Origin of the sequence: Pseudomonas sp. FG-3G (assembly GCF_901007645.1) — a bacterium.
GTDB classification, from domain to species: Bacteria; Pseudomonadota; Gammaproteobacteria; order Pseudomonadales; family Pseudomonadaceae; genus Aquipseudomonas; species Aquipseudomonas rhizophila.
On record NZ_CAAKGZ010000020.1, the window covers coordinates 444,355 to 467,375 of the forward strand.

The 23,021-nt window shown below is 62.5% G+C and carries 19 protein-coding genes; 16 read left to right on the top strand and 3 right to left on the bottom strand.

Going from position 1 to position 23,021, the window contains the following annotated elements:
- The first annotated feature begins 28 nt into the window (after window positions 1-28).
- From pdxH to PSEUDOMOFG3G_RS11720, 7 genes are all read left to right on the top strand, one after another.
- Window positions 29-676 carry a pyridoxamine 5'-phosphate oxidase gene (pdxH, locus tag PSEUDOMOFG3G_RS11690; protein ID WP_139050003.1) on the top strand — a complete coding sequence of 216 codons (648 nt, stop codon included), beginning with the start codon at window positions 29-31 and terminating at the stop codon, window positions 674-676.
- Between the two features lie 88 nt (window positions 677-764).
- Window positions 765-1,319 carry a molybdenum cofactor biosynthesis protein B gene (gene moaB, locus PSEUDOMOFG3G_RS11695; RefSeq protein ID WP_047225846.1) on the top strand — a complete coding sequence of 185 codons (555 nt, stop codon included), beginning with the start codon at window positions 765-767 and terminating at the stop codon, window positions 1,317-1,319.
- Window positions 1,316-2,563 (top strand): gephyrin-like molybdotransferase Glp, encoded by a 1,248-nt coding sequence (glp, locus tag PSEUDOMOFG3G_RS11700; protein WP_139050004.1) that lies wholly within the window; start codon window positions 1,316-1,318, stop codon window positions 2,561-2,563. Before moaB ends, glp begins: the two co-directional genes overlap by 4 nt.
- An 81-nt stretch (window positions 2,564-2,644) precedes the next feature.
- Window positions 2,645-3,640, top strand: coding sequence for a peptidase U32 family protein (locus PSEUDOMOFG3G_RS11705; RefSeq protein ID WP_047225848.1), 996 nt, complete (start codon window positions 2,645-2,647; stop codon window positions 3,638-3,640).
- Window positions 3,641-3,650: 10 nt separating this feature from the next.
- A complete protein-coding gene (locus PSEUDOMOFG3G_RS11710; protein ID WP_139050005.1) occupies window positions 3,651-4,541 on the top strand; it encodes a U32 family peptidase in 891 nt (296 codons plus the stop codon).
- On the top strand, window positions 4,535-5,005 hold the full coding sequence (locus tag PSEUDOMOFG3G_RS11715) for an SCP2 domain-containing protein (RefSeq protein ID WP_047225850.1): 471 nt from the start codon (window positions 4,535-4,537) through the stop codon (window positions 5,003-5,005). The genes PSEUDOMOFG3G_RS11710 and PSEUDOMOFG3G_RS11715 overlap by 7 nt, the downstream gene beginning before the upstream one ends.
- A complete protein-coding gene (locus tag PSEUDOMOFG3G_RS11720) occupies window positions 5,005-5,370 on the top strand; it encodes a putative zinc-binding protein (protein WP_139050006.1) in 366 nt (121 codons plus the stop codon). Before PSEUDOMOFG3G_RS11715 ends, PSEUDOMOFG3G_RS11720 begins: the two co-directional genes overlap by 1 nt.
- A gap of 179 nt (window positions 5,371-5,549) precedes the next feature.
- Here the strand turns inward: PSEUDOMOFG3G_RS11720 and PSEUDOMOFG3G_RS11725 are convergent, their stop codons facing one another.
- The 3 genes from PSEUDOMOFG3G_RS11725 to PSEUDOMOFG3G_RS11735 all read right to left on the bottom strand — a co-directional run bounded on the left by PSEUDOMOFG3G_RS11725 (window position 5,550) and on the right by PSEUDOMOFG3G_RS11735 (window position 8,935).
- Window positions 5,550-6,227 (bottom strand): Crp/Fnr family transcriptional regulator, encoded by a 678-nt coding sequence (locus tag PSEUDOMOFG3G_RS11725; protein WP_047225852.1) that lies wholly within the window; start codon window positions 6,225-6,227, stop codon window positions 5,550-5,552.
- Between the two features lie 264 nt (window positions 6,228-6,491).
- A complete protein-coding gene (gene narL, locus PSEUDOMOFG3G_RS11730) occupies window positions 6,492-7,139 on the bottom strand; it encodes a two-component system response regulator NarL (protein ID WP_047229176.1) in 648 nt (215 codons plus the stop codon).
- The gene (locus tag PSEUDOMOFG3G_RS11735; protein ID WP_076384511.1) at window positions 7,136-8,935 is read right to left on the bottom strand and encodes a HAMP domain-containing protein; all 1,800 of its coding nucleotides are present in this window, start codon (window positions 8,933-8,935) and stop codon (window positions 7,136-7,138) included. The genes narL and PSEUDOMOFG3G_RS11735 overlap by 4 nt, the downstream gene beginning before the upstream one ends.
- Window positions 8,936-9,246: 311 nt before the next feature.
- On the opposite strand from PSEUDOMOFG3G_RS11735, the gene PSEUDOMOFG3G_RS11740 reads away from it, so the two are divergent.
- From PSEUDOMOFG3G_RS11740 to PSEUDOMOFG3G_RS11780, 9 genes are all read left to right on the top strand, one after another.
- Window positions 9,247-10,548: a nitrate/nitrite transporter gene (locus PSEUDOMOFG3G_RS11740; RefSeq protein WP_139050008.1), complete on the top strand. Its 1,302-nt coding sequence runs from the start codon at window positions 9,247-9,249 to the stop codon at window positions 10,546-10,548.
- Window positions 10,526-11,923, top strand: a complete 1,398-nt coding sequence (locus tag PSEUDOMOFG3G_RS11745; RefSeq protein ID WP_047229173.1) for a NarK family nitrate/nitrite MFS transporter — start codon at window positions 10,526-10,528, stop codon at window positions 11,921-11,923. The genes PSEUDOMOFG3G_RS11740 and PSEUDOMOFG3G_RS11745 overlap by 23 nt, the downstream gene beginning before the upstream one ends.
- A gap of 64 nt (window positions 11,924-11,987) precedes the next feature.
- On the top strand, window positions 11,988-15,761 hold the full coding sequence (locus PSEUDOMOFG3G_RS11750) for a nitrate reductase subunit alpha (RefSeq protein ID WP_139050009.1): 3,774 nt from the start codon (window positions 11,988-11,990) through the stop codon (window positions 15,759-15,761).
- Between the two features lies 1 nt (window position 15,762).
- Window positions 15,763-17,301: a nitrate reductase subunit beta gene (narH, locus tag PSEUDOMOFG3G_RS11755; protein ID WP_076384515.1), complete on the top strand. Its 1,539-nt coding sequence runs from the start codon at window positions 15,763-15,765 to the stop codon at window positions 17,299-17,301.
- A gap of 2 nt (window positions 17,302-17,303) precedes the next feature.
- A complete protein-coding gene (gene narJ, locus PSEUDOMOFG3G_RS11760; protein ID WP_047229170.1) occupies window positions 17,304-18,059 on the top strand; it encodes a nitrate reductase molybdenum cofactor assembly chaperone in 756 nt (251 codons plus the stop codon).
- A complete protein-coding gene (gene narI / locus PSEUDOMOFG3G_RS11765; protein ID WP_047229169.1) occupies window positions 18,052-18,732 on the top strand; it encodes a respiratory nitrate reductase subunit gamma in 681 nt (226 codons plus the stop codon). The genes narJ and narI overlap by 8 nt, the downstream gene beginning before the upstream one ends.
- A 10-nt stretch (window positions 18,733-18,742) precedes the next feature.
- Window positions 18,743-19,714, top strand: a complete 972-nt coding sequence (locus tag PSEUDOMOFG3G_RS11770; protein WP_139050010.1) for a peptidylprolyl isomerase — start codon at window positions 18,743-18,745, stop codon at window positions 19,712-19,714.
- Window positions 19,715-19,739: 25 nt separating this feature from the next.
- The gene (gene moaA, locus PSEUDOMOFG3G_RS11775) at window positions 19,740-20,732 is read left to right on the top strand and encodes a GTP 3',8-cyclase MoaA (RefSeq protein WP_107322430.1); all 993 of its coding nucleotides are present in this window, start codon (window positions 19,740-19,742) and stop codon (window positions 20,730-20,732) included.
- 270 nt (window positions 20,733-21,002) lie between these two features.
- Entirely contained in the window at window positions 21,003-23,018 is a 2,016-nt protein-coding gene (locus tag PSEUDOMOFG3G_RS11780; RefSeq protein WP_047229166.1) for a ribonucleoside triphosphate reductase, read from the top strand.
- Window positions 23,019-23,021: the final 3 nt, after the last annotated feature.

Sequence of the window (23,021 nt, forward strand, 5' to 3'; positions counted from 1 at the left end):
GGGCCAAACCTATCGGGAGATCACCGCCATGCCCCTTTCCCTGACCAAAATGCGCCGCCAGTACACCCTCGATGGCCTGGATGAAACCCATGTCCCGGACGATCCGATGGTTCTGTTCGGGTTATGGATGCAACAAGCCCGCGACACCGAAAGCCCGCCGGTGGAAGCCAACAGCATGACCCTGGCGACCGTGGACGAGCAGGGCCGGCCGCACTGTCGGGTGCTGCTGCTCAAGGGGTTCAGCGATGAAGGTTTCACATTTTTCGGCAACTACGACAGTGGCAAGGGGCGGGACCTGGCGATCAATCCGTGGGCGGCCATGACCTTTTTCTGGCCGGGACTGGAGCGGCAAGTGCGGGTTGAAGGGCAGGTTCACAAGCTCGATTCCGGGCTATCGGATGCCTATTTCATTTCCCGCCCCCTGGCCAGTCGTCTTGGTGCCTGGGCCTCGCCGCAAAGCCGTGAGCTGGAGGATCGGGCCGCCCTTGAGGCGTTGCTGACGCAGACCGAACGACGGTTTATCAATCAGCCAGTGCCGCGTCCCGAACACTGGGGCGGCTACTGCCTGAGGCCTGAACGGCTGGAGTTCTGGCAAGGCCGCGCCGACCGTCTGCACGATCGCCTCGACTACCGCCTGCAAGAAGGCGCCTGGCAGCGTAGCCGACTGGCACCGTAAACGCCGAGGGAGGTACCTCTATCGGGGAATAGGCCCGGCCCCGATTGCGGTTCAGGCTGGGCCATCTTTTTTTAAAGGACGGCTGACCATGGCCCATCTGACGCAACGCCACTTTCAACCGCTGAATATTGCGGTGCTGACCATCAGCGATACCCGTAGCTTCGAAACCGATACCTCCGGGCAAACCCTCGCCGATCTGCTGCAAACCGCCGGGCATGTGCTGATCGACCGTGGGCTGGTGAAGGACGATATCTACCAGATCCGCGCCCAGGTCTCGCAGTGGATCGCCGCCCCTGAAGTGCAAGTGGTGCTGATGACCGGCGGCACCGGTTTTACCCCCCGCGATAACACCCCCCAGGCGGTGCTGCCGCTGCTGGACAAGCAGGTGGACGGGTTCGGCGAACTGTTCCGGCAGGTGTCACTGGCAGAGATCGGCATGTCCAGCCTGCAATCACGGGCATTGGCGGGTATGAGCAACGGCGTATTGGTGTGCTGCCTGCCGGGTTCGCCGGGCGCGTGTCGCACCGGTTGGGAACAGATCCTGGTCGGTCAACTGGACAGCCGCACCGGCCCGTGCAACTTCACTCCCCACCTCAAACCGCAGCCCGGCGTTGTCGTTGAGCCTTGCGGGACGCGCTCATGAGCAGTGGCGCGTGTGGCAGCGTCTGTGAGAGCGGCGCGCTGATGCCGGTGGATGAAGCCATCCGCTACCTGCTGGATCAGGCACCGCTGCCGCCTCCGGTGCAACGGGTGGCGCTGGACCAGGCCCTGGGTCGGGTGCTGGCGACAGACATCCGCAGCCCCATGAACTTGCCTGCGTGGGACAACAGCGCCATGGACGGTTATGCCCTGCGGGCCGCTGACCTGCCAGCCGCCGGAGGTTATCTGACCCTGGCCGGGCGCATTGCCGCCGGACAGGCATCCAATAATCCGCTGCAGCCCGGGCAGGCGGTACGGATTTTCACGGGCGCGCCGCTGCCGCCGGGGGCAGACACCGTGGTGCCCCAGGAAAGCTGTCAGGTAGCAGGTGAGCGGGTCTGGTTGCCACCGGTCAATGACGGCGACCATGTGCGCAAGGAAGGCGAGGAAGTGCGCCGAGGAGACCTGTTGCTTCGTGCCGGCAAGCGCTTGCGGGCCCAGGAGCTGGGGTTGCTGGCCGGTGCCGGGATTGCGCGAATGGAGGTCTATCGGCCGTTGCAGGTCGGTCTGCTCAGCAGCGGCGATGAACTGCGCGAACCGGGCGAAGCGGTGGCGCCGGGGCAGATCTACAACAGCAATCGCCATAGCCTCGCGGCACTGCTGCGCGGCTGGGGCATGGAGGTGCATGACTACGGCGCCATGCCCGACAAGCTGCTCGCCAGTCGCCAGGCCTTGAGTCTGGCGGCGGCCGAGTGTGACGTGCTGCTGACCTCCGGCGGCGTTTCGGTGGGCGAGGAGGATCACCTCAAACAAGCCATCGAAGCGCTGGGCAGCGTCGACCTGTGGCGCCTGGCAATCCAGCCGGGCAAACCGCTGGCCTTTGGCGAAGTCGCCGGCAAACCCTGGATCGGTTTGCCAGGTAACCCATCGGCGGCGCTGATTACCGCGTTGATCGTCGTGCGCCCGTTCCTGTTCCGAGCCCAAGGCATGGACGAAGTATTGCCGGTCCCGTTGCAGTTGCCCGCCGGCTTTGACTGGCCCAAGCCCAACCGGCGGCGGCAGTACCTGCGGGCGAAACTGGTCCCCGGTGCCGATGGTTCGCTGTGTGTCGAGCTGCATCCCCAGCAAAGTTCGGCCATGTTGGCTGCCGCATGCTGGGCCGACGGTCTGGCCGTGGTCGAGTGCCAGGCGCGCGTGCGCATGCACGACAAGGTGATGTACTTGCCGTTCGCGAGCCTGATGCATTAACGGCAATTGATTGTCGTCAAGGTCGCCGCCGATGAGCTGACTAGACTGGCGGCGCTCCGAGTTTTCTCATGAGGATGCCCCATGCAACTGGTTTGCCCGGCAGGGAATCTGCCTGCCCTCAAAGCGGCGGTGCGCCAAGGCGCCGATGCCGTCTATGTCGGCTTTCGCGATGACACCAACGCCCGGCATTTCGCCGGGCTGAACATGGACGACAAACAGTTCGACGCGGCGGTCGCGCACATCCGCCAGCACCAACGCAAACTCTATGTGGCGGTCAACACCTACCCACAACCCAAGGGCTGGGAGCGTTGGCAGCGCGCGGTGGATCGCGCCGCCGATCTGGGCGTCGACGCCCTGATCGCCGCCGACCCCGGGGTGCTCGGCTACGCCAGCCAGCGCCACCCACAACTGGCCCTGCATCTTTCGGTACAAGGTTCGGCGACCCATGCCGCGGCGCTGGCTTTTTACGCCGAGCGCTACGGCATTCGGCGTGCGGTGCTGCCACGGGTGCTGTCCCTGGCCCAGGTGCGGCAGGTAGCAGCAGCGAGCCCAGTGCCGATCGAAGTCTTCGGTTTCGGCAGCCTGTGCATCATGGCCGAGGGCCGTTGTCACTTGTCCTCTTACATCACCGGTGAGTCGCCGAACCTGTGCGGCGTGTGCTCACCGGCCAAGGCAGTGCGCTGGAGCGAAGACGCCGACGGCCTGAGCGCACGCTTGAGCGAGGTGCTGATCGATCGCTACACCCCTGACGAGCCGGCCGGTTACCCGACCCTGTGCAAGGGCCGCTTCCTGGTCGGCGGCAAGCGCTTCCATGCCCTGGAAGAACCCACCAGCCTCGACACCCTGGACCTGCTGCCGGAGCTGGCGGCCATCGGCGTCGAGGCAGTGAAGATCGAGGGCCGCCAGCGCAGCCCGGCCTACGTTGAACAAGTGACCCGGGTCTGGCGCGCCGCACTGGATGCCCACCGGGCTGCGCCGCAACGATTCCGGGTGCGGGAAGAATGGCGCCAGGTGTTGGCCGGTTTGTCGGAAGGCAGCCAGACCACCCTGGGCGCTTACCATCGATCATGGCAATGAGGGAGGCCAGATGAAACTCAGCCTGGGACCGGTCTTGTTTTACTGGGACAAAGCGCAACTGGGGAATTTCTACGCCGAGATGTCGGCCTTGCCGCTGGATGTGATTTACCTGGGGGAAACCGTGTGCTCAAAGCGCCGGGCATTCTCCCTGGATCAATGGCTGGGCCTGGGGCGCGAACTGCAAGCCTGCAGCCAGGCACAGATTGTGTTGTCGAGCCTGACGCTGATCGAAGCGGCCTCGGAGCTGTCATCCTTGCGTCGGCTGTGTGACAACGGCCAATTGTTGGTGGAAGCCAATGACATGGGGGCGGTGCAGTTTCTCGCTGAACGCAAGTTGCCTTTCGTGGGCGGCCCGGCGTTGAACCTGTACAACGGCCATGCCCTGGGGCAATTGCTCGACAGCGGCATGATTCGCTGGGTGCCACCTGTGGAGTGCTCGGCGGCGCTGATCGGCGATGTACTGGAGCAGGTGCGGGAAATGGACCGCGAGGTCCCCGAGGTGGAGATTTTTGCCTACGGCCACTTGCCCCTGGCTTATTCGGCACGCTGCTTCACCGCCCGGGCCGAAAACCGGCCCAAGGACGACTGTCAGTTCTGTTGCATCAACTATCCCGACGGCCTGGCGCTGAGCAGTCAGGAGGGCCAGCAACTGTTCACCCTCAATGGCATTCAGACGATGTCCAGTGAGGTGACCAATCTGTTGGCCGATTACCCCGCGCTGATGGCCAGTGGCGCCGACGTGCTGCGCCTGAGCCCGCGCGCCCAGGGCATGGCCGAGGTGGTCAGGGCCTTCGATAACGTTCGCCAGGGCGAGGCACCACCGCTGTTTGTGGCCGGTTGCAACGGCTATTGGCACGGTCATGCCGGTATGTTGAAAGTTGAGGAGGCGGGCCTGTGCTGAGTCGAAAAAAATGGTTGCTCAAAGGCGCTGACCGGGTGCTGCCGCTGGTGGGCAAGGTGCCGTTTGTCGTACAGCGCCTGGCGTTGCAGCAAGCGCTCAACCGTTGCCTGGCCGAGCCGCTGCGCGATGGCGGGTTCGAGGTGTTGCGCGGGCGTTGGCTATGCCTGCGGGTGCCGGACCTGAAGTTGTGCTGGTACCTGACGCTGTCGCGGGATGGACTGCGTATTGCCGAACAAGCCGAAGCCCAGGTCAGCATCAGCGGCAACTGGCGTGAATTTCTCTTGCTCGCCAGCCGTCAGGAAGATCCAGACACGCTGTTCTTCCGGCGACGCCTGGTGATCGAGGGCGACACCGAACTGGGGCTGGCGCTGAAAAACCTGATCGACAGTCTCGACCCGGAGGTCTTGCCGCCCTGGTTATGGCGCAACCTGGAACGGGCGGGCAAGGGATTGGCGGCGGCCTGATGAAAGCTCCAGGCACACTGCCCCTGGTGTACTCCTGTTCCGGTTGTTCCAACGTGGCGCAACTGGCCAACACCGTCGCCCTGCGCCTGGACCGCGCCGGCCTGGCCGAGATGTCCTGCATCGTCGGGGTCGGCGGGCATGTGCCGGCACTGGTCAATAAAGCGCGCTCGGGGCGGCGGATCATCGCGCTGGACGGTTGTCCGTTGCAGTGCGTTCAGGCGTGTTTGCAGCAGCATGATCTGGAAGCGGATGTGCATGTGATTTTGAGCCAGTTGGGCTGGCGCAAGCGTTTCGGCGTCGATTGCACGCAAGAGGAGGGGGACGCGTTGTTTGAGCGGTTGATACCGATGATGGGTGTCGATTAAAGACTCTGGCGCAAACACCCACCCTGTGGCGAGGGAGCTTGCTCCCGCTGGGGGCGAAGCCCCCCAAGGATTGTCACTGCGGTGGGTCAGGTTGATTGCATTCGGTTTCTTTGGGGCTGCTGCGCAACCCAGCGGGAGCAAGCTCCCTCGCCACAGGGGCTTGTTAGCACTTCGCTGCATTATTGCTGATAAGCGTCCAGCTCATCTTCGGCCAGGATGCGAATGTTGCGCCGCTCCATGGCAATCAGGCCACCGTCTACCAGGCGATGGAGAATGCGTGAAAAAGTCTCTGGCTGGATTCCCAGCTTGGAGGCCACCAGGCGTTTGGACACCTGCAGCACTACCTGGCCGTCGCGCGGGTCGCGTTCCTGAAGCAGAAAGTTGATGACCCGCCGACTGGCGCTGGCCAGGGTCAGGTTGTCGATGTCCTTGAGGCGCTGGTGCAAATGGATACTCATGCTCGCCAGGATCGCCAGGCAGACCTTCGGCTGGTCTTCCAGGGCCTTGCGGTAATGAGTGCCTTCGATACTCACCAGTACGCTGTCCTTGAGCGCCGACGCACTGACCGGGTAGCACCGGGCCTGGCTGAACAGCAGAGCCTCGGCGAAGGTCTGCCCGGGCTGGATGATTTCCACCAGGTTTTCCTGGCCTTCGCCGGTGACCCGGAACAGCTTGATCTGACCGCTGACCAGCAGGAAAAACCGCTTGGCCGGGTCGCCCTGGTGCATGAGCGTGCTGTTGCACTCCAGGCGTTTGAGCACGGCCAGGTTGCACACGTCTTCGAAGACCCGCTCCGGTAACTGGCTGAACAGGTGATGACGACGCAACAGTAAAACGATGGAAGGATGAGTCAGCATGGCGTACCTCCGCGTGCCGTCATGGTAGAACCCCACGCGCCCCCGGCCTATGCCTCCGCAGGCCTACCTCGGAAGAGGGAGGTGCGTCCCCGCTCAAACACAAGCCCTGTGGGAGCGAGCCTGCTCGCGATAGCGGAGGGTCAGCTTGCAGGGATGTTGAATGTGCCGCCGTCATCGCGAGCAAGCTCGCTCCCACAGTTTTTCGGGCCGTGCGCAGACGCTGTATTCGCCTGAAACACCCTGTGGGAGGTGTGGTTTGCCGGGCTAGCCCACTCCGCGCAGATGCTCCATGGCCCACACGGCGGCTTCGACCCGTGAGCGCAACCCCAGTTTGTGCAGCAGGTTCTTCACATGGACCTTGACCGTGCCTTCGGTGATGCCCAGCTTGTGGCCGATGACTTTGTTGCTGCAGCCGCCGGCGATGGTCTTGAGTACCTGGCGCTCGCGTTCGGTCAGTTCCACGTCGGCCTGGCGGGGAGGGGAGCGCAAGGCCTGGGCCATGACGCGGGTCAGGCCGGGGCTGATCACCAGCGCGCCGTTGAGGGCATCGCGGATGTACTGCACCAGCAACTCCGGCTCCATGTCCTTGAGCAGGTAACCGTTGGCATCCAGGCGCAGGGCATCGCGAATGTCGTCCTCGGCGTCGGATACGGTGAACAGCAATACCTTGCCGGTGTAATGCATGGCCCGCAGCCGGCGCAGGGTTTCGATGCCGTTCATTTGCGGCATGTTGTTGTCCAGCAGGACCAGGTCAGGTTTGAGCGGTTCGATCAGTGTCAGGGCTTCTTCGCCGTGGCTGGCTTCGCCGACGATGTGCAAGTCGTCTTCGAGTTCGAGCATTTGGCGGATCCCTCGACGCATCATTGGATGGTCGTCGACCAGCAGGAGGGTGTGACGCAGGGGGGCGTTCATGTTGCGAGACCTTCGCTGTGTTGGCCCAGGAATTCCGGTTGGAAATGCACCTGGATACGGGTGCCCTGGGGCGTTCGGGAGATAATTTGCAGTTGGCCGCGCAAGCTGCGGGCCCGTTCGTTCATGATGTTCAGGCCGTGGTGTTCGCGCTGGTCCACTTCGCCACTGAAGCCCCGGCCATCGTCTTCGACCGACAGTCGCACGGTTTCGCCTTCCTGGCGCAGTTCGAGCCAGGCGTTCTCTGCGTGGGCGTGGCGCAGGCAGTTGGAGAGCGCCTCGCGGGTGATCTGCAGGATATGGATCTGCTCACTGGCCGACAGCTCGAAGGCCAGGGTGTCGACGAACAGATGCACCCGGAAATCGCCCCGGCGGGAGAATTCTTCAGCGGTGTCCTTGAGTTCCTGGACCAGCCCGTCGTCGTGGATCTGCAAGCGGAACGTGGTGAGCAGCTCGCGCAACTGCCGGTAGGCATTGTTCAGGCCTTCGCGCAGTTCGGCGGTGACGGTTTCCAGGGTTTGCACCGGTTCGCCGCGACGCATCAGGGTTTGCATGCGGCTGACTTGCAGCTTCATGTACGACAAGGCCTGGGCCAGGGAGTCATGCAGTTCGCGGGCGATGATCGTGCGCTCATCGAGCAACAGCAGGCGATGGTCCTGTTCGCGCTGGCGCTTGAGAGACAGCGAGGTGCCGATCAGGTTTGCCAGGGCCTGGATCAGTGCGGTTTCCCAGGGTTGCGCCGCGTGACCGTCGACAAAATGCGCCTTGAGTTCACCCAGTTCCGTGCCCTGGTTACTGATGCTGAACGTCTGCGGCCGGGCGCTGTGGTGTTTCTGGCAGGTGGCGCAATCGCTGCTGGCGCAGACCTCGCGGCTGTTGGCGCCATGCAGCGACAGCAGTTGCCGGGCGGGCGCCTGCAACTGGCCTTGCAGACACAGCGACAGGCGCAGGCCCGGCAGTCGCTGCTGGAACCGGCTGATCAGTTCATCCAGCCCTTCGGCATTGGCCTGCCGCGTGGCCAGGCTGCGGCTGCTCTGGTACAGCAGCTCCAGGGCGGCATTGGCCTGTTGCAGGTTCAGGGTCTTTTGCTGGACCTGATTCTCCAGGGTGCGATGGGATTGCTCGATGGTCTCGGCCATGGTGTTGAAGCTGGTCGCCAGTTGGCCCAGTTCATCCTCTGACTGATGGTTGACCCGCACCTGGAATTCGCCACGGCGAAAGCGCTGGGTGGCGTCCACCAGTTCCTGCAAGGGCGTGACCACGCCGTACTGCAATTCATACAGACCGATCAGCAGGATGATCATGGTGGTGAACAGCGCCATGCCCTGGATCGTCTGTTGCCAGGCTTGCTTGTGCTCGCTCTGGCGTTGCAACAGGGTGACGAACTGGTCCAGTTGCGCAACGAAGGAAGCGGCACTGGCCTGGAAGAACGCCGAATCGCCGCGTTCGATCGCCGGGCGCAAGGTCTGGTTCCAACGCTGCATGAGGCTCTGATAACTCTGATGCAGGGAGGTCGCCGGTCCGTCTTCCAGCACGGCGCGCAAGGACGGGCTTTCGAGACGTCGTTGCAGGCTGTCGATGATCGCCGGGACATCGTCGCTGGCCCCGGCTGCCAGTTTCCAGCTCAGGTGATAGGTCTCCATACGCACGGAACCGGCGGTGTTGATGGCGGCCGCGTCGCCCTGGCTGAACCAGGCAATCAGACCTGCGCTCAAGGAACTGGCCAGGGCGAGGATGGCGATCAGGATCACCGCCAGCCCGGCGCGAGCGGGCAGGGAACTGCGCAGCCACCGCATCATCGAGACTGGCCCTGGAGGAAATTCTGCAAACCGAACATGGGGACGCCCTGGCGTTGGGGGGGTATAGCAGCCGATCCCGGGCGCACTACCTCTAAAGAGTTGTCGGCCGCTACGTTTCGATAAAAGCCACGGCCGAAATGTTCAAAGCCTTGATAAATAAAGGTTCTTATCAACTTCAGGCTCTACCCCCTAAGAGGTAGACGGGCCCAGCATAGGCCAGTACCGCCGGGACGCACGTTGACCCAGGTCAAGTTTTTACGGGGTACGCATCACTAGGCTGCGCTCATCGAACTGACGGGGAGTGCATCGAGATGCGAGCGCAAGTGCAACAAGGGTTGGTACTGGGGATGAGTACCCTGGCCTTCACCGTGTGCTTCATGGTCTGGATGATGTTTGCCGTGCTCGGTGTTCCGATCAAGGAAATGCTGGCGCTCAACGAAACCCAATTCGGTCTGCTGGCCGCCACGCCGGTGCTGACCGGTTCCCTGGTGCGCTTGCCCCTGGGCCTGCTGACCGACCGCTTCGGCGGGCGCATCGTGTTCTTCCTGCTGATGCTCTCCTGTGTGCTGCCGTTGTACCTGATCACCCTGGCCACGGCTTTCTGGCAGTTCCTGGTGCTGGGCCTGTTTGTCGGGCTGGCCGGTGGATCGTTCTCGGTGGGCATCGCTTATGTGGCCAAGTGGTTCGACAAGCAGAATCAAGGCTTCGCCATGGGTGTGTTCGGCGCGGGCAACGCCGGCGCCGCGCTGACCAAATTCCTCGCTCCGGCCTTGATCGCCTTCGGTTCCTGGCACCTGGTGCCGAAGGTGTTCAGCGCCATTCTGTTCATCACCGCGCTGCTGTTCTGGTTTCTCACAACCGAGAAGAAGGAGCACAGCGGCACCGGCGGCGCCACGTTGCGCGAGCAACTGAAAACCCTGAAAGAACCAGCGGTGTGGCGCTACTGCCAGTACTACTCGATCGTGTTCGGCGGCTATGTAGCCCTGGCCCTGTGGATGACCAAGTACTACGTGCAGGAATACGGCTTCAGCCTGCAAAGCGCGGCGCTGCTGGCGGCCTGCTTCTCCTTGCCCGGTGGCGTATTGCGGGCCGTCGGTGGCTGGATGTCCGACCGCTGGGGCGCCCAGAGCGTGACCTGGTGGGTGTTGTGGGTCAGCTGGATCTGTCTGTTCCTGCTCTCGTACCCACAGACCCAACTGCAAGTGCAGACCGTCAACGGCACGGTGGGTTTTCACATCGGCCTCAACGCCACGCTGTTCACCGTGCTGCTGTTCGTGATGGGCATCGCCTTCGCGTTCGGCAAGGCCTCGGTCTTCAAGTACATCGCCAACGACTACCCGAAAAACATGGGCGCGGTGTCCGGCATCGTCGGCCTGGCCGGCGGCCTGGGCGGGTTCGTGTTGCCGATCATGTTCGGCGCCCTGGTGGACCTCACCGGCGTGCGCTCGTCCTGCTTCATGTTGATGTACGGCGTGGTCTGGGTCTCCCTGACCTGGATGTACTTCAGCGAAGTTCGCAAGCGCCCGCTGCTGGGTAAACAGCCGCCGGCCAGCCAATCCCCGTTTTCCAGCATTGCCCAAGGAGAAGAACATGTCCGTTCTGCAAACGCCTGAAAAGGGTCCGGTCATTCATGACTGGCGTCCGGAAGACCCCGCGTTCTGGGGCAAGAGTGGCAAACAGACTGCCCGGCGTAACCTGTGGATTTCCATCCCGGCGCTGCTGTTGGCCTTCGCGGTGTGGATGGTCTGGAGCACGGTGATCGTGCGCCTGAACGCCATCGGTTTCAGTTTCAGCACCGACCAGTTGTTCTGGCTCGCGGCGTTGCCGGGCCTGTCCGGCGCGACCTTGCGCATCTTCTATTCGTTCATGGTGCCGATCTTCGGCGGTCGTCGCTGGACGGCCCTGAGCACTGCGTCGCTGCTGTTGCCGGCGCTGTGGATGGGCTTTGCCGTGCAGGATCCGGCCACGCCTTACAGCGTGTTCGTGCTGATCGCGCTGCTCTGCGGCTTTGGCGGCGGTAATTTCGCCTCGAGCATGTCCAACATCAGCTTCTTTTACCCCAAGTCCCAGCAGGGCACGGCCCTGGGCCTGAACGCCGGGCTGGGCAACCTGGGCGTGTCGGTGATGCAGTTCAGCGTGCCGCTGGTGATTTCCTTCGGCGTGTTCGGCTTCATGGGCGGCCAGCCGCAGGTACTGGCTGACGGCAGCTCGCTGTGGCTGCAAAACGCCGGTTTTATCTGGGTGCCGTTCATCCTCGCCGTGACCGTGATTGCCTGGTTCGGCATGAACGACCTGTCCAGCGCCCGCGCTTCGTTCAGTGAGCAGGCAGTGATTTTCAAGCGCAAGCACAACTGGCTGATGTGCTGGTTGTACCTGGCGACCTTCGGCTCGTTCATCGGCTTCTCCGCCGCGTTTCCGCTGCTGATCAAAACCTCGTTCCCGGAAGTCATCGCCCTGAAGTTCGCCTTCCTCGGTCCGCTGGTCGGTGCTCTGGTGCGGCCACTGGGTGGCTGGCTGGCGGACAAGCTCGGCGGCGCGAAGGTTACGTTGTGGAACTTCGTGCTGATGATCGCGATGGTGTTCGGGGTCCTTCATTTCCTGCCCCAAGGCGGCCAGGGCGGCAGCTTCTACGGCTTCCTGGGGATGTTCATGTTGCTGTTCGTCACCACTGGCGTGGGCAACGGTTCGACCTTCCGCATGATCCCGGTGATCTTCCGCACCCTGCATGAAAAAGCCAGCCGCGGCCAAAAGCCCGAGCTACGCGAGCAAGCGCTCAAGAACGCCGGCAAGGAATCGGCCGCAGTGCTGGGTTTCAGCTCGGCCATGGGCGCCTTCGGCGCGTTCTTCATCCCCAAATCATTCGGCACTTCGATGGCCCTGACCGGCGGCCCGGAGATGGCCTTCTACATGTTCGTCGGCTTTTACCTGAGCTGCATCGTGGTGACCTGGTGGTGGTATGCCCGCAAGGGTGCCGCAACACCGTGCTAAGCCGAACCTAAACCTGCGTGGGCGGGGCGCAGACCCCGCGGAGCAAGCCTGAGAGGAACACACTGTGAGTCATTTACTGGATCAACTGCGGTTTTTCAACCGCAAGCAAGGCGAGTTTTCCGAGGGGCACGGCGAGACCCGCAAGGAGTCCCGCGACTGGGAGAACGTCTACCGCTCCCGCTGGCAGTACGACAAGATCGTGCGCTCCACCCATGGGGTGAACTGCACCGGCTCGTGCTCGTGGAAAATCTACGTCAAGAACGGCCTGATCACCTGGGAAACCCAGCAGACCGACTACCCGCGCACCCGTAACGACCTGCCCAACCACGAGCCGCGTGGCTGCCCTCGTGGCGCCAGCTATAGCTGGTACATCTACAGCGCCAACCGGCTCAAGTACCCGAAGATCCGCAAGCCATTGCTCAAGCTGTGGCGCGAAGCCCGGCAGACCCTGGCGCCCGTGGAAGCGTGGGCCAGCATCGTCGAAAACAAGGCCAAGGCCGACTCGTATAAAAGCAAGCGCGGCATGGGTGGTTTCATCCGTTCCAACTGGGAAGAAGTCAACGAGATCATCGCCGCCGCCAACGTCTACACCGTCAAGCAATACGGCCCGGATCGGGTGGTTGGCTTCTCGCCGATCCCGGCGATGTCGATGGTCAGCTACGCCGCGGGTTCGCGTTACCTGTCGCTGATCGGTGGCGTGTGCCTGAGCTTCTACGACTGGTACTGCGACCTGCCGCCAGCCTCGCCGATGGTCTGGGGCGAGCAGACCGACGTGCCGGAATCGGCCGACTGGTACAACTCCAATTACATCATTGCCTGGGGCTCCAACGTCCCGCAGACCCGTACCCCCGACGCGCACTTTTTCACCGAGGTGCGTTACAAGGGCACCAAGACCGTGGCGATCACCCCGGACTATTCGGAAGTCGCCAAGCTCACCGACCTGTGGCTCAACCCCAAGCAGGGCACCGACGCGGCACTGGCCCAGGCTTTCAACCATGTGATCTTCAAAGAGTTTCACCTGGACAAGCCCAGCGCCTACTTCACCGAGTACGCCAAGCGCTACACCGACCTGCCGGTGCTGGTGATGCTCAAGCCGATGCTCGGCGTGGCGCCGGGCTCCGGCTACCAGCCTGATCGCTTCCTGCGCGCCAGCGACCTGACCAACAACCTCGGCCAGGACAATAACCCGGAGTGGAAAACCATCGCCCTGGATGCCAGCGGTGAACTGGTTTCTCCCCAAGGCTCCATCGGCTATCGCTGGGGCGAAGAGGGCAAATGGAACATCCTGGCCCGTGAAGGCGGCGAGGGCCGTGAGATCGACCTCAAGCTCAGCCTGATTGGCGATGACGTGGCTGAAGTGGCCTTCCCGTATTTTGCCGGTGAAGCCCAGGAGTACTTCCAGCATGTGGCCGGTGACGCGGTGCAGTACCGCCGGGTGCCGGTGCACAACGTGGTGCTGGCCGACGGCAGCGTGGTGAAAGTCGCCACGGTGTTTGACCTGTCGGCGGCCAACCTGGCCATCGACCGTGGCCTGGGCGGCGCCAACGTCGCCAAGGACTACGACGACGCCTCGGTGCCCGGCACCCCGGCCTGGCAGGAGCAGATCACCGGTGTGAGCCGCGAGAAAGCGATTCAGATCGCCCGCGAATTCGCCGACAACGCCGACAAGACCCGTGGCCGTTCGATGATCATCGTCGGCGCGGCGATGAACCACTGGTACCACATGGACATGAACTACCGTGGGCTGATCAACATGCTCATGCTGTGTGGTTGTGTCGGCCAGACCGGCGGCGGCTGGGCCCACTATGTCGGCCAGGAAAAACTCCGTCCGCAATGTGGCTGGCTGCCCCTGGCCTTCGGCCTGGACTGGAACCGTCCGCCACGGCAGATGAACGGCACCAGCTTCTTCTACGGCCACAGCTCGCAATGGCGCCACGAGAAGATGAGCATGCACGACGTGCTGTCGCCTCTGGCGGACAAATCGCAGTTCCCTGAGCATGCCCTGGACTACAACATCCGCGCCGAACGCGCCGGCTGGTTGCCCAGCGCGCCACAATTGAACACCAACCCGCTGAACATTTGCCGCGATGCTGCTGCCGCCGGCATGGACCCGAAAGACTACGTGGTCAAGTCCTGGCAGGACGGCAGCCTGCGGTTTGCCTGCGAACAACCCGACAGCCCGGAAAACTTCCCGCGCAACATGTTCATCTGGCGCTCCAACCTGCTGGGGTCCTCGGGCAAAGGCCACGAGTACATGCTCAAGTACCTGCTGGGCACCAAGAACGGTGTGATGAACGAAGACATCGGCTTTGGTGGCGAATCCAAGCCGACCGAGGCTGAATGGGTCGACAACGGTGCCATCGGCAAACTGGACCTGGTGACCACCCTGGACTTCCGCATGTCCTCGACCTGCGTGTATTCCGACATCGTCTTGCCGACCGCGACCTGGTACGAAAAAGACGACATGAACACATCGGACATGCACCCGTTCATTCACCCGTTGTCGGCTGCCATCGACCCGGCCTGGGAATCGCGTTCGGACTGGGAAATCTACAAGGGCATCGCCAAGGCGTTCTCCGCCATGTCGGTCGGGCACCTGGGTGTCGAGAAAGACCTGGTTACCGTGCCGTTGATGCATGACAGCGTCGGTGAACTGGCCCAGCCGTTTGGCGGCACTGACTGGAAAAGCGCCGGCGTGGCGCCGCAACCGGGCAAGAACGCACCGAACCTGCAAGTGGTGGAGCGCGATTACCCCAACATCTACAAGCAGTTCACCTCCCTGGGCCCGATGCTGGAGAAACTCGGCAATGGCGGCAAGGGCATCAACTGGAACACCGACGATGAAGTGAAATTCCTCGGTGAGCTCAATCACCATGAGGTCGACGCCGGTATCAGCCAGGGTCGGCCGAAGATCGACAGCGCCATTGATGCGGCCGAAGTGATTCTGTCCCTGGCCCCGGAAACCAACGGCCAGGTGGCCGTCAAGGCCTGGGCGGCTCTGTCGAAATTCACCGGCATCGATCACAGCCACCTGGCGCTGTCCAAGGCCCACGAGGCGATTCGCTTCCGCGACATCCAGGCGCAGCCGCGCAAGATCATTTCCAGCCCGACCTGGTCCGGCCTGGAAGACGATCACGTCAGCTACAACGCCGGCTACACCAACGTTCACGAAGCGATTCCATGGCGCACCATCACCGGCCGCCAGCAGTTTTACCAGGATCACCCGTGGATGCAGGCGTTCGGCGAGCAACTGATGAGTTATCGGCCGCCGGTCAACACCCGCACCATCGAAGGCGTGAAGGGCAAGCGCAGCAATGGCGAGACCGAAATCGTCCTGAACTGGATCACCCCGCACCAGAAGTGGGGCATCCACAGCACCTACAGCGATAACTTGCTGATGCTCACCTTGAGCCGCGGCGGGCCGATCGTCTGGCTCTCGGAAATCGACGCCAAGCGCGCCGGTATCGAGGACAACGACTGGATTGAATGCTTCAACGTCAACGGTGCGCTGACCGCCCGTGCGGTGGTCAGCCAGCGGGTCAAGGAAGGCATGGTGATGATGTACCACGCCCAGGAACGGATCGTGAACGTGCCCGGCTCGGAAACCACCAAGACCCGTGGCGGCCACCACAACTCGGTGACCCGCGTGGTGCTCAAGCCCACTCACATGATCGGTGGCTACGCGCAACAGGCCTACGGTTTCAACTATTACGGCACGGTCGGTTGCAACCGCGACGAGTTCGTCGTGGTGCGCAAGATGTCCAAGGTCGATTGGCTCGACGGTTCCAGTGGCGATGATCTGCCGCGTCCACTGCCAACCGATATCGAGGAGAACTGAGATGAAAATTCGCTCACAAATCGGCATGGTCCTGAACCTGGACAAATGCATCGGCTGTCACACCTGCTCGATTACCTGCAAGAACGTCTGGACCAGCCGCGAAGGCATGGAATACGCCTGGTTCAACAACGTCGAATCCAAGCCTGGCATCGGTTACCCCAAAGAGTGGGAAAACCAGGACAAGTGGAAGGGCGGCTGGATCCGTAACGCCGACGGTTCGATCAACCCACGCATCGGCGGCAAGTTCCGCGTGCTGGCGAACATCTTCGCCAATCCGGACTTGCCGAGCCTGGACGATTACTACGAACCGTTCGACTTCGACTACCAGCACCTGCACACCGCGCCTTTGGGCGAGCATCAGCCCACCGCACGGCCGCGCTCGCTGGTGTCTGGCAAGCGCATGGAGAAAATCGAGTGGGGCCCGAACTGGGAGGAGATCCTGGGCACCGAGTTTGCCAAACGGCGCAAGGACAAGAACTTCGACCAGATCCAGGCGGACATTTACGGCGAGTACGAAAACACCTTCATGATGTACCTGCCGCGCCTGTGCGAGCACTGCCTGAACCCGGCGTGCGCGGCGTCCTGCCCGAGCGGGGCGATCTATAAGCGCGAGGAGGACGGCATCGTCCTGATCGACCAGGAGAAATGCCGCGGCTGGCGCATGTGCATCAGCGGCTGCCCGTACAAGAAAATCTATTTCAACTGGAAGAGCGGCAAATCGGAGAAATGCATTTTCTGCTACCCGCGCATCGAAGCCGGGATGCCGACGGTTTGCGCTGAAACCTGCGTCGGCCGCATCCGCTACCTCGGGGTGTTGTTGTATGACGCCGACCGCATCAGCGAAGTGGCGAGCACCGCTAACGAGCACGATCTGTATGAGAAGCAACTGGAGATCTTCCTCGACCCGAACGACCCGGCGGTGATTCGCCAGGCCCTGGCCGACGGCGTGCCGCAGTCGGTGATCGACTCGGCGCAACGCTCGCCGGTCTACAAAATGGCCGTGGACTGGAAACTCGCGCTGCCGTTGCACCCGGAATACCGCACCCTGCCAATGGTCTGGTACGTGCCGCCACTGTCGCCGATCCAGAACGCTGCGGCGGCCGGCACCGTGGGCATGAACGGGGTGATCCCGGACGTCGACAGCCTGCGCATTCCGCTGCGCTACCTGGCCAACATGCTCACCGCCGGCGATGAAAAACCGGTCAAGCGCGCCCTCAAGCGCCTGCTGGCGATGCGTGCCTACAAGCGTTCCGAACAGGTGGACGGCGTGCAGGACCTGCAAGTGCTGGCCGATGTCGGCCTGAGCGTGAACCAGGTGGAAGAGATGTACCGCTACCTGGCCATCGCCAACTACGAAGACCGTTTTGTCGTACCAAGCGCCCACCGCGAAGACGCCATGAGCGATGCGTTCGCCGAACGCTCCGGTTGTGGTTTCAGTTTCGGCAGCGGTTGCAGCGGCAGTTCCGACACCAACATGTTCGGCGCCAAGAAGGCCAACCGCCGCGACGTCATCAAAACCGTGCAGTTGTGGGAGGAATGAACATGCGCATTCTCAAGGTGATTTCGTTGCTGCTCGATTATCCGACCGAAACCCTGGTGGCCGGTCGCGACGAGCTGGAGCAGGCGATTGTGCAGGCACGGGAAATAAGCCCGAAGCAGCGCGCTGCGCTGTTCGAACTGCTGGAACTGATCTGTGGCCAGGACCTGATGGACGGCCAGGAGCACTACGGCGCGCTGTTCGGCCGTGGGCGCTCGCTGTCGCTGCTGCTGTTCGAACACGTCCATGGCGAGTCCCGCGACCGGGGCCAGGCCATGGTGGACATGATGGCTCAGTACGAAGAGGCCGGTTTTGCCATCGGCGTGAAGGAACTGCCCGATTACATCCCGCTGTACCTGGAGTTTCTCTCCACCCGCGAAGACATCGAGGCCCGCGAAGGACTGGCCGATGTGGCGCATCTGCTGGCCTTGCTGGCGGCGCGCCTGGAAGAGCGCGAGAGCGCCTACGCCAGTTGTTTCCGGGCCTTGCTGCAAATCGCCGGGGCCGAGCCCCAGGTGGCGGTGGCCGAGTTGCGTGAGCAGGTCAAGGCCGAGCCACGCGACGACTCCCTCGAAGCCCTGGACAGGATCTGGGAAGAGGAAGCGGTGGATTTCATGAAGGCCGAGCAGCAGGACCGTTGCAGTTCGCTGCCGAGTGCGCCGGGCAAGGCCCGGGACGAAAGCGCGGTGCCGTTGCATTGGGTGGATTTTCAGCATGAAGGACGGGCCGCTGCGCCCGCCGGGGAGGTGGGCAATGTCTAAATGGGATCTGTTGATGTTCGGGGTCTACCCCTATGTCGCCTTGGCGATTTGCCTGATCGGCAGTTGGGCGCGGTTTGACCTGTCCCAGTACACCTGGAAGGCCGGCTCCAGCCAGATGCTGAGCAACCGTGGCATGCGCGTGGCGAGCAACCTGTTCCATGTCGGTGTGTTGTTCGTCCTGGCCGGCCACTTTGTCGGCCTGCTGACGCCGGCGGCGATCTATCACCATGTGTTGAGCACTGAGAACAAACAGTTGCTGGCGATGGTGTCCGGCGGGTTCTTTGGGGTACTGGGTCTGATCGGCCTGGTGATGCTGCTCAACCGGCGGCTGAGCGACCCGCGAGTGCGCGCCACGTCCAGCACGTCGGACATCCTGGTGTTGGTGGTGCTGCTGGTGCAACTGGTGTTGGGGTTGATGACCATTGTGGCATCCACGGCCCATATGGACGGTTCGGTGATGGTGATGCTGGCCGACTGGGCACAGAACACCGTGCTGTTGCGTCCGGTGGAGGCGGCCGCGGCCATTGCGCCGGTGGGCTTGGTCTACAAGCTTCATGTGGTACTGGGCCTGACCCTGTTCGTGCTGTTCCCGTTCACCCGTCTCGTCCATATCGTCAGTGCGCCGGTCTGGTACCTGGGGCGTCGTTATCAAATCGTGCGGCAGAAGTTCTAAGGAGACGATCATGGCTAGTGGATGCGGATGTGGCGGCGGTAACGGGGGCAGCGGCGGCTGCGGTTCTTCAGCGAAAGCAGCGCCAGTGACCCCGCCGCTCAGCGATATCGAGCCGGCGGGCGCGGTGCAGTTCGAACCGGCCCAGGCCGGGCCGGTGGCCGGTGAGGAAGCCCCGGCACAATTGATTGCCAGCAGTGAGCAGGAGTGGCCGATCATCAGCGTCAACGGGGTGTCGATCACACCCCAGGCGATGGCCCAGGAGCTGCAGTATCACCCGGCTGAGAGCCGCGAGGATGCGGTCTACCAGGCGGCCCGGGCGTTGGTGATCCGGGAGTTGCTCCAGCAACGCATTGCCGAGCTGGGGCTGGCGTTGCAGGTGGGCGCCGGTGAAAACGAAGAGGAGGCGGCCACGCGGCTGTTGCTCGAGCGTGAGGTGCAGGTGCCGCAATGTGATGAGGCGACCTGTCTGCGCTACTACGAAAGCAATCGGGCGCGCTTTCACAGCGCCCCCTTGCTGGCGGTGCGGCACATTCTGCTCGAATGCGCACCGGACGACGTCGAAGCGCGTGACCAGGCTCACGGCCAGGCCGAAACCCTGCTGCAACGCCTGGACGAGTTCCCCGGCAGCTTTGCCGAACTGGCGTTGAATCACTCGGCCTGCCCGTCCAAGGCACAGGGCGGCTCGCTGGGGCAGATCAGCAAGGGCCAGACCGTGCCCGAACTGGAGCGCCAGTTGTTTGCCTTGCCGGCGGGCCTGGTGGGCAAACCGCTGGAAAGCCGCTACGGCTGGCATGTGATCAGCATCGATCAGCGTGTCGAAGGCCAACCGTTGCCTTATGAGGCGGTGGCGACGGCGATTCGTACCCAGCTGCAACAAGGCGTATGGCAGAAGGCGCTGGTGCAGTACCTGCAAACCCTGATCGGTGCGGCGGACATTCGCGGCATTCATCTTCAGGGCGCCGACTCGCCGCTGGTGCAGTGAGCACCGGCTCAATCAGGGGACAGACATGAACGCCGTGTTGCAGGACGGATTTGGGCGCCAGATCGACTATCTGCGGATGTCGGTGACCGATCGTTGTGATTTTCGCTGCGTGTATTGCATGGCGAAAAACATGACCTTCCTGCCGCGCCAGCAGGTGTTGACCCTGGAGGAACTGCACCGATTGGCGCGGTTGTTCGTGGGGCTGGGGGTCAAGAAAATCCGCCTGACCGGTGGCGAACCGCTGATCCGTCCGGGCATCGTCGGGTTGTGTCGCGACATCGCGGCATTGCCCGGCCTGCGGGAACTGGTGATGACCAGCAACGGTTCGCAGCTGGGGCGACTGGCCCGGCCGCTGGTCGATGCCGGGGTCAAGCGCATGAACATCAGCCTGGACAGCCTGGATGGCGAGCGCTTTCGGGCGATCACCCGCAACGGCGATCTGGATCAGGTGCTGGCGGGCATTGAAGCGGCGAAGGGCGCAGGGTTCGAGCGGATCAAGCTCAACTGCGTGGTGATGAAAGGGCGCAACTTCGATGAAGTCCCGGCGCTGGTGCAGTACGCCATCGAGCAACGCATCGACATCAGCTTCATCGAGGAAATGCCCTTGGGTGAGGTCGGGCGTGCCCGGGGCGAGTCGTTCTGTTCCAGCGATGAGGTCCGGGCGGTCATTGCCAATCATCACCGCTTGCTCGACAGCACCGAAAACAGCGGCGGCCCGGCGCGTTATGTGCGCCTGGAGCAGCACGCGCAGACCCGGATCGGTTTCATTTCCCCCAATACCCACAACTTTTGCGCCAGTTGCAACCGGGTGCGCATGACCGTTGAAGGGCGGTTGCTGCTGTGCCTGGGACAGGAAGATTCTCTGGACCTGCGCAGTTTGTTGCGGCGCTATCCGCTGGACGATCAACCGCTGATCCAGGCGGTACAACAGGCGCTGCGCGGCAAACCCCTGCGTCACGACTTCAACCCTGGCGGGGAAGTGCAGATTGTGCGGTTCATGAACATGAGTGGTGGGTGAGCCTCAGCGCAGATGTTGAATGGACCGCCGTTATCGCGAGCAGGCTCGCTCCCACAGGGATTTGTGGTGTACGCAGAAAGAGCAGACACCTGAAAACCCATGTGGGAGCGAGCCTGCTCGCGATGGGTTATACCGGTCGACATCTCAAGCGGCTGATCCACCCTCGATTCTTGATATCGATCAATTGCAACCCTCACTTTTGGCCGTACTCTCCACTGCATATTGTGTTTGAAGCTTGTTAATTATCTATATGTAGTGTCTGGAGCCAAAATGCAGAGCACGTTGATCTCAGTAGGCTGTAACCGCTTGCACAAGCGCGATGGCAGTGTGGTTGCCTTCGACGCGGACAAGATCCGCCAGGCGCTGATCGCCGCCGGCAAGGCCACCGGCGAATACGCTGAGGGGGAGGCTGAAGGGTTGCTGGAAGCGGTGCTGACGCGATTGGAAGGACAGACGCGCTTGAGCGTCGAGCAGATCCAGGACCGTGTCGAGCGAGTACTGATGGACGCCGGTTTCTTTCTGGCCATGCGTGCCTATATCGTCTACCGCGAGCAACATGGGCGCCTGCGCCGGGATCGTCGCACCTTGGTGGAAGTCGCCACCTCGATGAACGAATACCTGGACCGCGAAGACTGGCGCGTACAGGCCAATGCCAACCAGGGTTACTCCCTCGGTGGGCTGATCCTCAACGTATCGGGCAAGGTCACCGCCAACTATTGGCTCGACGAGGTCTACAGCCAGGCCATCGGCCAAGCGCACCGCGAGGCCGACCTGCATATCCACGACCTGGACATGCTCGCCGGTTACTGCGCCGGCTGGTCGCTGCGCACGCTGCTGCACGAAGGCCTCAATGGGGTGCCGGGACGGGTCGAAGCCGGGCCGCCCAAACATTTGAGCAGCGCCTTGGGGCAGATGGTGAATTTCCTCGGCACGCTGCAAAACGAATGGGCCGGTGCCCAGGCGTTCAGCTCGTTCGACACCTACCTGGCGCCGTATGTGCGCAAGGACAGACTCAGCTATGACGAGGTCCGCCAGTCGTTGCAGGAGTTCATCTACAACCTCAACGTCCCGTCACGCTGGGGCACGCAAACACCTTTTACCAACCTTACGTTCGACTGGGTCTGCCCGGAGGATCTGCGCGAACAGATTCCGGTGATCGGTGGCGAGGAGATGCCGTTCGCTTACGGTGATCTGCAAGTGGAAATGGAATTGATCAATCGCGCCTACATCGAGGTGATGCAGGCCGGTGATGCAAAGGGCCGGGTGTTCACTTTCCCGATCCCGACCTACAACATCACCCATGACTTCCCGTGGGACAGCGAGAACGCCGACCGCTTGTTCGAGATGACTGCCCGCTACGGTCTGCCGTATTTCCAGAACTTCCTCAACTCGGACATGCAACCCAACCAGGTGCGCTCGATGTGCTGCCGCCTGCAACTGGATGTGCGCGAGTTGCTCAAGCGCGGAGGAGGCCTGTTCGGCTCGGCGGAACAGACCGGCTCACTAGGTGTGGTGACGATCAACTGCGCACGCCTGGGCTACCTGTACAAAGGCGATACCAGCGCATTGCTGCAACGCATCGATACGCTGATGGAACTCGCGAAGGAGAGCCTGGAGGTCAAGCGCAAGGTCATCCAGCACCACATGGACGCCGGGCTGTACCCGTACACCAAGCGCTACCTGGGCACCCTGCGTAATCACTTCTCCACCATCGGCGTTAACGGCCTGCACGAAATGCTGCGCAATTTCACCGATGACCAGCAAGGCCTGCATACCGAGCAAGGCCGGGCATTCGCCCTGAAACTGCTGGATCACGTGCGCGCCACGCTGCTGCGGTTCCAGGAAGAAACCGGCCACCTCTACAACCTGGAAGCCACCCCTGCCGAGGGCACCACCTACCGTTTCGCCAAGGAAGACCTCAAGCGTTACCCCGATATCTTGCAGGCCGGCAGCCCGATCGCCCCGTATTACACCAACTCGTCGCAGTTGCCGGTGGGCTTCACCGACGATCCGTTCGAAGCCCTGGAGCTGCAAGACGAACTGCAATGCAAATACACCGGCGGCACCGTGCTGCACCTGTACATGGCCGAGCAGATTTCCTCCACACAGGCCTGCAAGCAGCTGGTGCGCAAGGCCCTGGGACGCTTTCGGCTGCCGTACCTGACCATCACGCCGACGTTTTCCATCTGCCCGGTCCACGGCTACCTGGCCGGGGAACATGAGTTTTGCCCCAAATGCGACGAGGCCTTGCTGTTGCAACAGCAGTTGGCAGGCAGCGTTCACTGATCC

Excerpts from the sequence above, each read along its gene's own strand:
- PSEUDOMOFG3G_RS11745 (WP_047229173.1), top strand. The coding sequence starts at position 10,526 with ATGTCCGTTCTGCAAACGCCTGAAAAGGGTCCGGTCATTCATGACTGG.
- pdxH (WP_139050003.1), top strand. The coding sequence starts at position 29 with ATGCCCCTTTCCCTGACCAAAATGCGCCGCCAGTACACCCTCGATGGC.
- PSEUDOMOFG3G_RS11705 (WP_047225848.1), top strand. The coding sequence starts at position 2,645 with ATGCAACTGGTTTGCCCGGCAGGGAATCTGCCTGCCCTCAAAGCGGCG.
- PSEUDOMOFG3G_RS11770 (WP_139050010.1), top strand. The coding sequence starts at position 18,743 with ATGGCTAGTGGATGCGGATGTGGCGGCGGTAACGGGGGCAGCGGCGGC.
- glp (WP_139050004.1), top strand. The coding sequence starts at position 1,316 with ATGAGCAGTGGCGCGTGTGGCAGCGTCTGTGAGAGCGGCGCGCTGATG.
- PSEUDOMOFG3G_RS11720 (WP_139050006.1), top strand. The coding sequence starts at position 5,005 with ATGAAAGCTCCAGGCACACTGCCCCTGGTGTACTCCTGTTCCGGTTGT.
- narL (WP_047229176.1), bottom strand. The coding sequence starts at position 7,139 with ATGAACGCCCCCCTGCGTCACACCCTCCTGCTGGTCGACGACCATCCA.
- PSEUDOMOFG3G_RS11740 (WP_139050008.1), top strand. The coding sequence starts at position 9,247 with ATGCGAGCGCAAGTGCAACAAGGGTTGGTACTGGGGATGAGTACCCTG.
- narI (WP_047229169.1), top strand. The coding sequence starts at position 18,052 with ATGTCTAAATGGGATCTGTTGATGTTCGGGGTCTACCCCTATGTCGCC.
- narH (WP_076384515.1), top strand. The coding sequence starts at position 15,763 with ATGAAAATTCGCTCACAAATCGGCATGGTCCTGAACCTGGACAAATGC.
- moaA (WP_107322430.1), top strand. The coding sequence starts at position 19,740 with ATGAACGCCGTGTTGCAGGACGGATTTGGGCGCCAGATCGACTATCTG.
- PSEUDOMOFG3G_RS11710 (WP_139050005.1), top strand. The coding sequence starts at position 3,651 with ATGAAACTCAGCCTGGGACCGGTCTTGTTTTACTGGGACAAAGCGCAA.
- PSEUDOMOFG3G_RS11780 (WP_047229166.1), top strand. The coding sequence starts at position 21,003 with ATGCAGAGCACGTTGATCTCAGTAGGCTGTAACCGCTTGCACAAGCGC.
- PSEUDOMOFG3G_RS11735 (WP_076384511.1), bottom strand. The coding sequence starts at position 8,935 with ATGATGCGGTGGCTGCGCAGTTCCCTGCCCGCTCGCGCCGGGCTGGCG.
- moaB (WP_047225846.1), top strand. The coding sequence starts at position 765 with ATGGCCCATCTGACGCAACGCCACTTTCAACCGCTGAATATTGCGGTG.
- PSEUDOMOFG3G_RS11725 (WP_047225852.1), bottom strand. The coding sequence starts at position 6,227 with ATGCTGACTCATCCTTCCATCGTTTTACTGTTGCGTCGTCATCACCTG.
- narJ (WP_047229170.1), top strand. The coding sequence starts at position 17,304 with ATGCGCATTCTCAAGGTGATTTCGTTGCTGCTCGATTATCCGACCGAA.